Below are 13,598 nucleotides of genomic sequence, written 5' to 3'. Positions count from 1 at the left end.
ACACACGCTATTCGCAAAATCTTAAAATCTACCCTATTATATTAGTTATAACTAATATAATGAGAATCACCATGGTCACAGCAAAAAGAGTCAGCGGTCTTTTAGTACTTTTCAGCTCAATGAGCTATGCACAAACAACACCGCCTAATATCGCGAGTTTGGAGAGCGAAGCCGTTGAGCGCATTGCATTATTTGCAAACACACTCAAATCTGAACTTAGTGAGGCAATACAGCAAGGTGGGCTTGTTGCAGGGATTGATGTGTGCCAAATGAAGGCGCCCGCTATCGCTGAAAGTTTGTCAATCAATGGCTGGAAAGTCGCTCGTAAAAGCAGCAAAAACCGAAACCCTAACAATAAACCTGATGGTTGGGAGGCCGAGAAAATAGCCGAACTTCTGGACATGCTACGAAACAGCGAAAGCATCGAGAATGTCACATTTTCAACTACCCGCGATGGTCAGTTTCGCTTTGCCAAAGCCATAAAAGTTGCCCCGATGTGTTTAGCCTGTCACGGTGAAAAAATATCACCAGAGGTAAAACAAGCGCTCAATAATCATTACCCTAACGACTTAGCAACTGGGTATAAACTAGGCGATTTAAGAGGCATTTTTTCTGTGAGCAAAACACTGGAAACCCCCTAATACAATGCCATGATGGTGTATTTGTAAGTAACTTAGGCTCGCATAGTGCACCATTAGCCATTAATATAAGCGCAAATAAAATTAACCTAGGTGTAGTTTATGTCGACCCCTCCTTGCCCAAAGTGTCAATCGGAATACGTATACCCAGATCAAAATAACCTCATATGCCCTGAATGTGGGCATGAATGGAATCCAACAGCTCTAAATAGCGATGACGTGATCACAGTAAAAGATGCCAACGGCACTTTATTGGTAGATGGCGATAAAGTGACAGTTGCTAAAGATTTAAAAATCAAAGGCAGCTCACAAGTCATTAAAATTGGCACCAAAGCTGTTATTCGCCGAGTGCTCGATAAAAAAGACCACGAGCTCGACTGTAAAGTAGACGGTATCGGCGAAATGATGGTCACCGCAAAATTTGTAAAGAAAGCTTAAGCTTGCGCGTCCTCAGCCAGCCATGACAACATGGCGCTGCGGACAACTTCAACATGCTCGCCGCCCACAGTCCAGTGACAAACACCTTCAAGCTCAATAAACTGAGCCTTATTTCGGGCATATTTTTTTGCCATTGCTCGCTGTGCTTTGATGGGGGTCACCCTGTCTTTATTGCCCGCAATGATAAGTATTGGGCAGCGAATTGATGCACTATTAACGCGTGAATAACCCGTTGGAAAAAAGCCACTTACCCCCATTTGAAATGTAGCCCGCCCCGACTCATAAGTCGCATGCTGATATATTAGCTGCTGAACCGGCTCAGGTTGCGTATTCGCAATACCATAACGAATCTGCGCAAGCGTGATGTGTGTTACCCGCCGCCATAGCGGAAATAAAAATAAATTACGTCCAAATGTGCGAAAAACAGACCAACTCCATGCATTGATCCCCCCCGGTGCCGCTGATGAAAGTAAAATAAGCTTGGCAACATGCGTCCTTGCAGCGACCAATTGAGCCAGTAACCCACCCATCGAATGACCAACAATAATGGCAGGCCTATCAAGCTTGGCTATTTCTGCCATAATAAACGCAACATAATCTTGTAAGCGCAGCTTCGCTAATGTCTGTTTATCTGCCGTTGTATAACTTGATTTGTCAAAATGCATCGGCAACGTTAATGCATGAACTTCAAAACCCTGTTGCGTAAATACTGCCGCCACGTCTTGCATAGCCACTGCGGTGCTCCACATACCATGAATAAGGACAACGGGTGGTTTATTTTTAAACTGTGTATTCATGCCGTTCATACCATTTATTAACCCATCGAAATGACAGCTTATGTGTGCTGATGTCGATGTTTGTCGTTTTTAAATTGTAAAACATCATTGGCAATTGGGTCCTGAGTGAGCGTTTGTTTATCTTTACCATAATGCATTGTTACCACCCACGGTGGTTAAACAATAAAAGCCACAATTGTGGCTTTTATTTCACACAGGCTCGCTTTTAGTAACAAGCCGTTCGGGTATGTGTAAGGTACGCTGCGGAAATGGAATCGTTAAGCCTGCGTCTTCGATAGACTCTTTAACGCGCTTATTTAAATCCCAATACGTTTGCCAATAATCGTCATTTTTAGCCCACGCTCTAAGCTGTATATTAACTGCACTTTCGGCCATAGCCGATACCATAACGTGTGGTGCAGGCTCTAAAAGTAAGCGAGGTTCGCTGGCAGCAATACGTTTTAAAACATCGAACCCTTCATCAATCGAATCGGCATACGAAATACCCACAACAATATCCATGCGGCGTTTACCATTTCGAGTAAAGTTTTTAATATTATTGCCCCACACAATCCCGTTCGGTGATGCGATATATAAGCCATCGATGGTTTGAAAAATAGTGGTGAACAAATTAACTTCAGAAACTGTTCCTTGCATTGAACCTATTTCAACAAAGTCACCCACTTTAAACGGCCTTAAAATAAGTAACATCATGCCAGCAGCAATATTACTTAAAGTATCTTTAAGCGCTAAACCAATCGCGAGGCCTGCGGCCCCCACTAACGCAATCAAACTTGCGGTATTTACGCCAAAAATATCTAAAATAAACACACCGCCAATCACATATACCGTATAGCCTGCAACCGATGACAAAATAGGCAAGAGTGTGTCGTCTACTTTATTCAGTTTTGAATGAGAGTTTTTAATCGCCTTTTTCACAGACTTGGCGATAAGCGCACTAGCAATCAAAATTACAATCGCCAGCACCAATTTGTAGCCCAGCGCAATAATAGTCTGTGAGTGATTAAGCCAAAAATCGCTAACCGTTTGTTTCATACTATGTCCTGTATAATATATTTATATTTCAATTCGTTAACTTAATTGCTTACTGAAAACAGTAACCACGCATTATAGGCACAGTACACAAGCAGTAGCCCAACTCCTTCAACTCTGTTTATTCTGCCAGTCCTGCGATAACCATAAGCAAACACTAATAAACATAGCGTTAAAGAGAACATCGCTAACCAATCACGCATTAATAAATCACTTGAAAGATTAACGGCAGGCGCAATAACACCAGCAATGCCTGTCACCGCTAAAATATTAAACATGTTAGAGCCAATCACGTTACCAATGGCAATATCGTGTTCACCTTTTCGCGCTGCGACAACTGAGGCGGCAAGTTCAGGTAACGACGTACCCAGTGCCACAATAGTTAAGCCAATAATTAAATCGCTTATTCCCATAAGTTCAGCAATATTTACCGCCCCCCACACAAGTAAACGAGAGCTGGCAATGAGTACAATAAGCCCGATGACTAACCAAGTAATAGCCGCCTTAAGCGACATAGGTTGGGCACTCAGTTCCTGCTCAACATCGTTTTGTAAGGTATCGTTTTTGCTTTTTAGCGCAGCAAAAATACTCCAGCCAATAAAGGCTAGAAACCCAAGTAATAATACAATGGCATCAAAACGCGTTAGGCTGTTGTCCCATATCAACACAGCAAGCAAAATACTAACAAGCAGTAATAGTGGCAGCTCTTTTTTAACAATCGTTGAATGAACAACAATCGGCGAGATAATAGCTGTAAGGCCCAATATCAGCCCTATATTTACGATATTTGACCCAACGGCATTCCCTAAGGCAAGCTCGGGGCTGCCGTCTGCCGCCGCCATAGCTGACACCAACATTTCTGGCGCAGACGTGCCAAAGCCAACAACGACCATACCAATTAAAAGAGTTGGCATACCCGCATATTTAGCACTGACAGCGGCACCATCAACAAATCGATCGGCACTCCAAATCAGCAATGCAAAACCGCATAAAATAGCGAGGACAAAAGTAATCATATGAACTCCCGGCGCATCAGTGGTAACAAAATGACCGACTTGAATATTGCGTAGTCACCCAGACCACACGCTAGAAAAGTAATAAACACGAGCAGGCTCCTTAGGGCGGAATACAATAAGGCATGCACTATGCCCGCCCGGAACACAGTAGATGCCTTAAGTCTTGTCAATCCATACTACGGACATGAACGCCACGAACGAATGTTCGGAGACTGTTGACGTTCATCTTAGTAACTAAGCGACTACTCCCCTAAGGTTAGGCGTAGACTATATAACCAAAAGTCACAAGTACAAAGTAAAATCTACACCTTTTTTACTTGTTTTTTTTACCACGATTCGACTTCTTAAACAGAGTAACGTTCGACGACAATACCCGCCACATCACATGCTTTACAGTGCAATTCCCAACCACCAGCCCAAGTTCGAGCATGAAGACTTGCATGGCAAAGTGGACACACTTCATCAGCAAATGTACTCGGAGTTAGCGCTTTTGCACGCTTAGAAAAAAACCTTAAAAACCACAAAATGTTATCATCGATGTTTATCGCAAGATCGCGACGTAAGGTATCGCAAAATGCGTTAAAGACTGCCTGCTTGTATTCCCGTTCATGTTCAGGCGATTTTGCAGCATACAGACCAAGATAGTGATCGATTTCTTTAACACGTTCAGGCCATGCGTGTGCGTCTATATGATGTTGGCAATCAATCAGTTCTGCCAATGTATAATTTGCGTAATCTGGTTTTATCATCGTAAATTTCCTCCTTAAAACTCACTCACTCGGATAAAGAGAGCCATTTTTATTTATCTCTGCTAACCACTGCTCAAACAAGGTATTAGCATCAGCCAGCTCATTCTGTGACAAGCGTGGGGAGTGCTTTTGCTCAAACCAAGCATAGCGATTATATAAATCATTATTTTGCGTCATTTCCATAAGCAAACGATTAATCGCATAAGCTTTAGCCGCACTGTTTACGCCCACTTGCTCATCGACAAACATATACGTGCTTTTTCATTTCCCTGCATCGCTGCGCGCTCTATGAATTCTGCCCTTGCAAGTTTAGTAGGAAATTGCGAACGCACATAAAATTCAGGTGTTAAACGTAGACATAGCATCCCACGATAAAATGCAAATTGCTAGATTACGCTAGCCCAAAAAACTTGAATGCAAGACATAGCTGCCCAACAGGTGCCTTACATTCAAGCATTAAAAATATGCTAGCGAGTCAGCATATTAACGGCCATTATAATGAGCAAAGTAGCAAATATTTTTTTGATCAATGACACTGGCCATGTCTGCGTTGCTAGGGCCCCCCAAGGCGCAGTAAACCATGACGTACAAACAATACCCAACAGAGCCGGTAAATAAACAAACCCTGCAAAACCGTCTTGCAATGCAAAGTACTGACTACCCGCACTGATGTAACCTACCGAACCAAAGAGCGCAATAACAATGCCACAAGCCGATGCACAACCAATGGCTTTTTTCATATCGACTGAAAAAAACGTTAATAATGGCACAAGCACCGCACCGCCCCCAATACCTATCATGGCCGATAAGCCACCGGTGATTGTGGTTAAAAATGTAAGCAGGCCTTTATTAGGTAATTGACGCGCAGTGGATGTATCTCCCCTGCCCCCAAAAATCATTTTAAGCGCAATGAGCACAACGCAAATAGCGAATACTAACCTCACCACATTTTCTGGTAATAACGCCGCAATAAACCCACTGATGAGCGCACCAAGTGCCACACCAACCATCACCCAAGGCGCAATTTCCCATGGCACATTGCCATTTTTATGATGCGCGATTGCTGACGACGTTGAAGTAAAAAGTATGGATGCCAATGAGGTTGCAATAGCCACCACCACGACCTGCTCTGCGGGTAAGACATTAAAGTGCAGTAATATAATGCTAAGTATTGGCACAATCACTAAACCGCCACCAATCCCTAATAAACCGGCTAAAAACCCAACGCCACTGCCAAGTAAAGCGCAGTAAAGCACCAACACGATTAATTCACTCATTCCCTTTATCTCTGTTATTTGTTTAGATTTCGAGTATATCAATTAAAGGAACAATAGTTGCGGCGTTAAGTATTGAATATTACTCACGTTTCACATGAAAAAACCACATCATAGCCTCACTCATTTAGCCATCTAGACTTTCAAAGTATGTTTAAGTACTTTGCACCCATATTAAATACACACCACAAGAGTGCGTCCCTTGAATGTATGAATCGCATTCATGTTTTACCTGAAATAAAAACGTTTTTCTTCATGCTCCAGAGCACGTATAAATTTATTAACGCTGCAAAGGTTACTACAGCTAATTGAGTAGCCTGTTATGACTAACACAGCGATAAATAATTAAACAGCAGTTACGTTTTCGGATTAAACATTGGATACCTACAGCCATGAAAAATGATTTTACATTTACTATTAAGCGCATTTGCTTGGATGAAAACTACCATCCATCAAACAGCACGCGTATCACTACCAACTTTGCAAACTTAGCAAGAGGCGAAAGCCGTAAACAGAACCTACGCAATGCTTTAAAAATGATTAATAATCGTTTTAATGCCTTAGCAAATTGGGATAACCCACAAGGCACTCGCTACTCTGTTGAACTGGAAATTATTTCTGTTGATATCGATATTGCGAACAGTGGCGACGTTTTTCCCTCTATTGAAGTGTTAAAAACGAATATTATTGATCACCACACCGATGAACGAATCGAAGGCATTGTGGGTAACAACTTCTCATCTTATGTTCGCGACTATGACTTTAGTGTGTTGCTGCTTGATCATAATAAAAGTAAAAGCCAATTTAGCATCCCCGATAACTTTGGCGACTTACACGGCAAGTTGTTTCAACACTTTGTAAGCTCTGATACTTACAAAAGCCACTTTAAAAAACCACCGGTTATTTGCTTAAGCGTGTCAGACAACAAAACCTATCACCGCACTGAAAACCAGCATCCAATTTTAGGGGTAGAGTATCAGCCAAATGAAACATCATTAACCGAACAATACTTCAAAAAAATGGGCTTACAAGTGCGTTACTTTATGCCTCCTAACAGTGTGGCTCCTCTGGCATTCTATTTTTTTGGTGATTTGCTTAACGATTACACTAACCTTGAGCTTATCAGCACCATTAGCACCATGGAGACCTTTCAAAAGATCTACAGGCCAGAAATTTATAACGCCAATGCAGTCGCAGGGAGCCGTTATAAACCAAACTTAAAGAACCAAGATCATTCATTAACACAGATTATTTATGACCGTGAAGAGCGCAGTCAGTTAGCTGTTGCACAAGGCAAATTTGCCGAACAATACTTTATAAAGCCCTATAAAACAGTGCTTGAGCAATGGTCTAGCAATCTGGCCTAATAACAAGATAACTAAGCGATTATTATGAAAAAATTATTACCTACTTCAACCGCTGGCAGCTTACCAAAACCGTCTTGGTTGGCACAGCCACAAACACTTTGGTCACCCTGGAAATTACAAGGAAGTGAACTTAGCGATGGCAAGCATGATGCTCTGCGTGTTTCGTTACATGAACAACAGTTAGCAGGTGTTGATATTGTGAGTGATGGCGAACAAACCCGCCAGCACTTTGTCACCACCTTTATTGAACACTTAACAGGGGTTGATTTCGAAAACCGTAAAACCGTTAAAATACGTGACCGTTACGATGCCAGTGTGCCGTGTGTTGTTGGGCCTGTATCACGTACCAAACCGGTGTTTGTTGACGATGCCAAATTTTTGCGCGCACAAACCAAGCAGCCAATCAAATGGGCGTTGCCGGGTCCGATGACCATGATCGACACCCTGTACGATGACCATTATCACAGCCGCGAAAAGCTCGCCTGGGAATTTGCTAAAATTCTTAATCAAGAGGCCAAAGAGCTTGAAGCTGCAGGTGTCGATATAATTCAATTTGATGAGCCCGCTTTTAATGTGTTTTTTGACGACGTTAACGACTGGGGTATTGCCTGCCTTGAAAGAGCAATCGAAGGGCTGCAATGCGAAACCGCCGTTCATATTTGTTACGGTTACGGCATTAAAGCCAATACCGATTGGAAACAAACATTGGGCAACGAGTGGCGCCAATACGAGGAAATATTTCCTAAGCTACAAAAATCGAATATCGATATAATTTCGCTCGAATGTCATAACTCGCGTGTACCAATTGAGTTACTTGAGCTGATCCGTGGGAAAAAAGTGATGGTAGGCGCCATTGATGTCGCACGCAATGAAATAGAAACCCCAGAAGAGGTTGCCGCAACACTGCGTGAAGCACTCAAATATGTTGATGCCGATAAGCTCTACCCTTGCACCAACTGCGGCATGGCCCCATTACCCCGAGATATCGCAAATGACAAATTAAAAGCCCTCAGCGCAGGGGCTGAGCTTGTACGAAAAGAGCTGCTAGCTAATTAATCCTCACGAAAAACAACGACATTACAGATAAACAAGCAGATAGCGTGCTAAACGACACCTGCTTTTTTACTTCACGCTATTCAAAAAATCGTAATTCCTTAATTTTAAGCAATTTCTGAATGTTTAATCACCCTTTCCGACTGGCTAACATAACTACGTTCACCAATACTGTAACGGCAATAAACACAACCCAATAAAAAATAAGGAACCATGATGCTGTCGAATATACCGCGCTTTAAAATTGACGATATTTTGATGGCCATCAAAAACAACGAGTTCTTTTTAGTCGCACAGCCACAAGTCAACCTCGACACATACGAACTGGTCGGTTTTGAATTTCTGGCACGCTGGAATCATCCTAAATATGGTGTCATCGCACCATTTCATTTTATTGATCTACTTGAAATAAATGAACAATGTTATTTATTAACACTCACACTGTTTGAGCGAATGCTGCAGACCATTCAGCCCATTGATAATACGAAAACGGCTATTCACTATTCATTAAATATGTCAGCTAATGACCTCACCATTGAAGGCTTCGCCAAACAAATCGGTCATTTAATCAATCAATACCAGATAAATGCAGATTCGATTGTACTCGAAGTCACCGAAACCGCAGGTATTTTCAGCAACCAAAGCGTGGCAAACCTAAGACAACTCAGTCAATTGGGTATTCAACTTGCCATTGATGATTTTTGGACGGGCTTTTCGACACTCGAAACGATTCGGTTAAATGTGTTTAGCGAAGTAAAAATTGACTACTCCTTAACCTCGCAGCTTATTAATGACAAAGCAAGCATGGCAGGCATGAACGCTATTCTTCAGCTGTGCAGTGATTTAGAGCTGCGTTGTGTAATCGAAGGCATAGAAACCTGCATGGCACGAGGCATTCTTATTGAAGCAGGTGCCAAAATTGGTCAGGGCTTTTTATTTGACAAAGGGGTTGAAGAGCACGCTCTTAAAGAGTGGATTACTAATTATACTCACAGTCAATACAGCGCAAAATGTGATAACGCTACATTGTTACTCAGTGAAAAAGAGCTTCGTTTACTAGAGCTTCGCCCACATCCTTCTTGGCTATGGGATTTCAACACCAATAAAGTCATTTGGGCAAATCGTTCTGGGGTTAAATTTTGGGGAGTAGAGAGCCTCAAAAACTTACAAGCAAAAACATTCAACTTAATGAGTTACTCAGTAAAAACACGCCTAAAAAGCTATTATCGACGCTTTGTTTCAGGAGAAGCCGAAATAAGTTCTGAATGGGATTTTTACCCAAATGGTCGGCACAAAAAAGTATTTTGTATTCAAATCCCCCGCGTTTCACAAGAAGGTAACTACGTTATGATGGTACATGCGTTTGAAGGGTTTCATTCGCGCCTCCCCCATAAAAAGCACTTCGATTCAACAAACCAGTTCCCTGCCCCTTTTATCATTGTTAATGAGCAAGGAGCGCTAACACGCATCAATAAACACGCCCATATTGAGATTGATATTCAAACAGACCAAATTAGCGAAATAATTGCCCCTGATGATTTTCAAAATATAAAATCAGCCTGCCGAGGTGGGCATTTGGTGCAAACATTTGTAAAAAACCAAAAGAGTGATTGCCAAGACGTACTCTACATTCGTGCTTTAATGGTGCCGGATCAAAATACGTCTGAACAATGTGTTTACCACATAGTGTTAGTGCCTATCAGCGATTTACTCGCTAACGAGATACCCGCGCTAAAACCTGTAGACAATTAAAATTAACACCAATAGGAAGAACAAAACACATTACATTGACCATAGAATAAACGTAATAACAATATTCAATAACTTACTCAATGTTCTAACCCCTCATAGCAACACGACATTTAGGCATTAAGGTTGAAAATGCTGCAGACACTTCAAAATCAATAGAGCTTATAAAGTAGCAAAAATATAAAATACCGTAATTTAGCCAAGGTAATTTAAGCCTGCCCAACGCTTTGAGCAGGCTGTCAAAGAGCATTAAAGTTAGAAAATATAAATGAAACCGACGCCTATTTCACTTTCATAATTACTACGCGCGATGGGGCTTTTCCTTACATCACTGCTGAAGTACTCAAAAAGAGCTTCCGCGTAAATCTGCCAATTATCATTCATATTATGTCGGTAACTGTAATCCACGCCAAACGAGCGTAATCCCCCACTCAAAGAGGTCGTTTCTAAGCCTGATGCCGCAGATTGCATTTCGTCTATACCAAACCCTTTGTTGGCATAGTCACTATCATGAAAAACAGCCACTATATTAACTTCAGAACCCGACCCATCTGTGTGGGTTCCAAAGCGTCTGCCCACCCCAAACAAACCTAAATTTCCATCTTCACTCGCCACAACACGGCTTACTAGCCAGTAACGCCAATCAGGTGTGAAAGAACGACGAGCCTGAAACACCAGTTCAAACCCTTCTTCTTGATCACCTAACCCATCTAATCGGCCATCATCTGAATCGCTTTCTTCTCGCCCCTCATCAAAACCTACCGATGCCTCCAACAACCAATCATTGTTTCGAAGACCACGCCAACCAAATGCTTCTCCAGCAAAATAAAATATATTATCGCCCTTACGCCATTGCACCGCTCCCGCAGGCTGTAATTCAAACCCAAATTCGTCTGAACCTTCGTAAGCCGTTTCATATTCAACGCCTGCACCAAGCCCAAAGCTCCAGCCGTCTTTCCCTTTAGTGAAATCATCTAATGAAGGTAAAGGAACCAGTGCTTCTCTATCCTCTAAAGCCAGTACTGAAGGGGTTGCCAACCCATAAATACAAGAAAGAAAAATTGGTAAAAAATTTTTCATCTATTTCATCCTCTCAAAATTTATTGTGGGGTCTGCATGGCAGATCCTATTCTTGTAGAGAGATCGACCAACAACGGCAGTATGCGAATGCTATTGCATCGTATAAGTGTAGCAATAGAGACTCTTACATTCTTAAGATCATCTATCCGCATAAAAATACGAATGAATTTTTTAACTAGATCAGTAAATAACCCCGTTGAGAGAGGTTAGTTAGTTGGTATATATAAATAGTTTAGGGAGGTTATGAAAATGCTGTTTTTTCTCTTTGAGAAAAACCCAAAATAGTTATAAGAAACACATCTCTGACACCCTCTCAGTAATACTGCAATTCAAGCCTTGCAATAAAGAATTTTCAAATCTGCTGATAAAACCAAAGGGTTTGTGCTCTTTACAAATAAACATGTGAACTCAGCAAGTCTTTCCTAAAATGAGTTAAAAAATAAAAACCTGTCATTTTTTAGTGAGTTTTAAGCTTCTTGTAATTGTTATTATTGAACAACTTTTGTGTTAACCTCAATTAAAAATAATAACTAAATTCTAATAATGGATTAGTAGTTTCTGATGGAGTAACAGTTTAAATGTTAAGGGTTTTATGCTTTGTTCTTTTTTCTTCCAGCTTGGCCGCCAATGAAGTAAAAAATGAAATAGATAAGGTTCTTTATGGCTATACCTCTTTATCTGAGTCGAGAGCTATTTTAGAAAAATTAGAACAAGGAATGCCATATAAAAATGGGCTTGATGATGCGCGAGTAATGGCGTTTAAGTGTTGGTTTTCGGATGTTACTACATCTATTGGGCTACTCCATTACAATGCCTTTTTAAATAATGCGAAGCCAATAATCCATAGCTCAAGTAGTGAAACATTAAAACAAGACCTTACAGCCTGTGAAGCTTTCCAAGAGTACAACCAAGGCAATTACCAATTCGCAGCAACACTTTTAACCCCTATAACTCAAAACTCTGCAAACACGCAAAACCCTGAAGAGCTAAACGCCATTGCAACCGCTAACACTGTACTCAACCGTATTTACTTAGCTCTAGGCAACTATGAGGATGCATTCCATGCAGCACAAAAAGCCTATCAGCTATTTGAAAAATCAGGAAATAGCTATGAACAAGCTCTTGCCCTAAAAGAAATAGCAGATATTCATATCGCTCTTTACAACTTTGATCTTGCAATTGAACAACTGCAACGCTCTGCAACCGAATTAGCAAAGTTTAATAAACAAGAACATTACAAAGTAATCGATCAACTCGCTTTTGCTCATGAAAAAAGCGGAAATTTCCCCAAAGCTATAGAGTTGTATCAGTCAATTAAAAAAGATGTAAGGTCTTACGAAAGCGATAACGGTTATGCTTACGTATTGATAAAACTAGCCGAGCTTTACACCGAACTAGACCAGCTCAATGCTGCAAAGTCATATTTAACCGCTGTTGATAAACTAAAGATAAATGATAGCTGGATCAAAACACTGCTAACTATGACACAAGCCCAATGGAACTTAAAAAGTAATAATCTAAACGCAGCTCTGACTTTATTTAATATGTTACAAACTGAGCAAAACTCATGGCCGGTCAGTTTTAAAGAAAGGTATTTAAACTTTGCTTCATTAGTTGCTGAAGCCACAAATGACTCCTCGTTACACATAAATGCTCAGCAACAACTGATAACGATAGTAAAACAAAAGCAAAAAGACATAGCCAATAACGCCCTTATATCTGCACGTCTAAACTTTAACTTTGAACAACAAAAGCGTGAAATAACTCGTCTAGAACAAGCTTCAGCTCTGCAAAAAGAGTTACTAACAGTGGCTGAAGATAAAGCCTTTTGGCAACGATTAACACTCATTATTGCCAGCGTATGCTTATTCCTATTTGCAATTTATACCTTCAAACAAGTTCGTCAGAAAAAGTACTATGAAATACTTGCTTTAAAAGATGAGCTAACAGGCATAGCGAACCGAAGAGCTATCATTAACCTGAAGCGTAAGGTTATGCAAAAAAATCAACATAACTCTCAAGTAAGTTCACTGATTTCAATTGATATAGACCATTTTAAAGCTGTAAATGATCAGTACGGCCATGATATTGGCGATGAGCTTATCATTTCAGTTGTAAACACGATTGTAAGTACTGTGCGCTGTTCGGATATGGTCGGAAGAGTAGGTGGCGAAGAGTTTTTAATTGTTCTTGAAAATCAAACTCTCAACAATGCAAAAGAGATTGCATGGCGTATCAGGCATTCAATAGCAGAAAAACAACATACTTCTTTGAGGGTTAATGCGACCGTAAGTATTGGTGTTATTGAAATATCCCAACAGGAGACTGCAGAGCAAGCAGCAAAACGTGTAGATTTAAACTTATACAAAGCTAAGGAAAATGGCCGGAATCGTGTTGTGGTTTAG

13 protein-coding genes are annotated in these 13,598 nt (G+C 40.9%); 6 read left to right on the top strand and 7 right to left on the bottom strand.

The features are described 5' to 3' along the window. Positions 1 to 71 precede the first annotated feature (71 nt). A complete protein-coding gene (locus tag D0907_RS19040; protein ID WP_162898074.1) occupies positions 72 to 641 on the top strand; it encodes a Tll0287-like domain-containing protein in 570 nt (189 codons plus the stop codon). Between the two features lie 99 nt (positions 642 to 740). Next, positions 741 to 1,076, top strand: coding sequence for a zinc ribbon domain-containing protein YjdM (locus D0907_RS19035; RefSeq protein ID WP_118845067.1), 336 nt, complete (start codon positions 741 to 743; stop codon positions 1,074 to 1,076). On the opposite strand, the gene D0907_RS19030 is transcribed toward D0907_RS19035, so the two are convergent. The 6 genes from D0907_RS19030 to D0907_RS19005 all read right to left on the bottom strand — a co-directional run bounded on the left by D0907_RS19030 (position 1,073) and on the right by D0907_RS19005 (position 5,947). After that, a complete protein-coding gene (locus D0907_RS19030; RefSeq protein ID WP_118845065.1) occupies positions 1,073 to 1,873 on the bottom strand; it encodes an alpha/beta hydrolase in 801 nt (266 codons plus the stop codon). The two genes, D0907_RS19035 and D0907_RS19030, sit on opposite strands and share 4 nt — an antisense overlap. Before the next feature lie 189 nt (positions 1,874 to 2,062). Beyond that, a complete protein-coding gene (locus tag D0907_RS19025) occupies positions 2,063 to 2,908 on the bottom strand; it encodes a mechanosensitive ion channel family protein (protein ID WP_036972433.1) in 846 nt (281 codons plus the stop codon). A 41-nt stretch (positions 2,909 to 2,949) separates the two neighbouring features. Then, on the bottom strand, positions 2,950 to 3,921 hold the full coding sequence (locus D0907_RS19020) for a calcium/sodium antiporter (RefSeq protein ID WP_118845063.1): 972 nt from the start codon (positions 3,919 to 3,921) through the stop codon (positions 2,950 to 2,952). Between the two features lie 344 nt (positions 3,922 to 4,265). Continuing rightward, positions 4,266 to 4,670 carry a hypothetical protein gene (locus tag D0907_RS19015; RefSeq protein ID WP_036972435.1) on the bottom strand — a complete coding sequence of 135 codons (405 nt, stop codon included), beginning with the start codon at positions 4,668 to 4,670 and terminating at the stop codon, positions 4,266 to 4,268. Between the two features lie 21 nt (positions 4,671 to 4,691). Continuing rightward, positions 4,692 to 4,919 (bottom strand): hypothetical protein, encoded by a 228-nt coding sequence (locus D0907_RS19010; RefSeq protein ID WP_075593433.1) that lies wholly within the window; start codon positions 4,917 to 4,919, stop codon positions 4,692 to 4,694. Positions 4,920 to 5,137: 218 nt separating this feature from the next. Next, on the bottom strand, positions 5,138 to 5,947 hold the full coding sequence (locus D0907_RS19005) for a sulfite exporter TauE/SafE family protein (RefSeq protein WP_036972438.1): 810 nt from the start codon (positions 5,945 to 5,947) through the stop codon (positions 5,138 to 5,140). Positions 5,948 to 6,336: 389 nt separating this feature from the next. Between D0907_RS19005 and D0907_RS19000 the strand changes: the two genes are divergently transcribed. The 3 genes from D0907_RS19000 (at position 6,337) to D0907_RS18990 (ending at position 10,116) form a co-directional block, all read left to right on the top strand. Then, complete coding sequence (locus tag D0907_RS19000; protein WP_074988510.1) at positions 6,337 to 7,311, top strand: DUF1852 domain-containing protein; 975 nt, start codon at positions 6,337 to 6,339, stop codon at positions 7,309 to 7,311. Positions 7,312 to 7,335: 24 nt separating this feature from the next. Continuing rightward, positions 7,336 to 8,367, top strand: coding sequence for a methionine synthase (locus tag D0907_RS18995; RefSeq protein WP_118845060.1), 1,032 nt, complete (start codon positions 7,336 to 7,338; stop codon positions 8,365 to 8,367). Between the two features lie 210 nt (positions 8,368 to 8,577). Then, on the top strand, positions 8,578 to 10,116 hold the full coding sequence (locus D0907_RS18990) for an EAL domain-containing protein (RefSeq protein ID WP_118845058.1): 1,539 nt from the start codon (positions 8,578 to 8,580) through the stop codon (positions 10,114 to 10,116). Between the two features lie 252 nt (positions 10,117 to 10,368). Here D0907_RS18990 and D0907_RS18985 read toward each other — a convergent pair whose 3' ends face one another. Then, the gene (locus D0907_RS18985; protein ID WP_118845056.1) at positions 10,369 to 11,193 is read right to left on the bottom strand and encodes a MipA/OmpV family protein; all 825 of its coding nucleotides are present in this window, start codon (positions 11,191 to 11,193) and stop codon (positions 10,369 to 10,371) included. Between the two features lie 578 nt (positions 11,194 to 11,771). On the opposite strand from D0907_RS18985, the gene D0907_RS18980 reads away from it, so the two are divergent. Further along, complete coding sequence (locus tag D0907_RS18980) at positions 11,772 to 13,598, top strand: tetratricopeptide repeat-containing diguanylate cyclase (RefSeq protein WP_118845054.1); 1,827 nt, start codon at positions 11,772 to 11,774, stop codon at positions 13,596 to 13,598.

Source organism: Pseudoalteromonas lipolytica, assembly GCF_003515105.1.
In the GTDB taxonomy this organism is placed as follows: domain Bacteria; phylum Pseudomonadota; class Gammaproteobacteria; order Enterobacterales; family Alteromonadaceae; genus Pseudoalteromonas; species Pseudoalteromonas lipolytica.
Note: the sequence above shows the minus strand (reverse complement) of the source record. Positions and strands in the feature narration are given on the sequence as shown.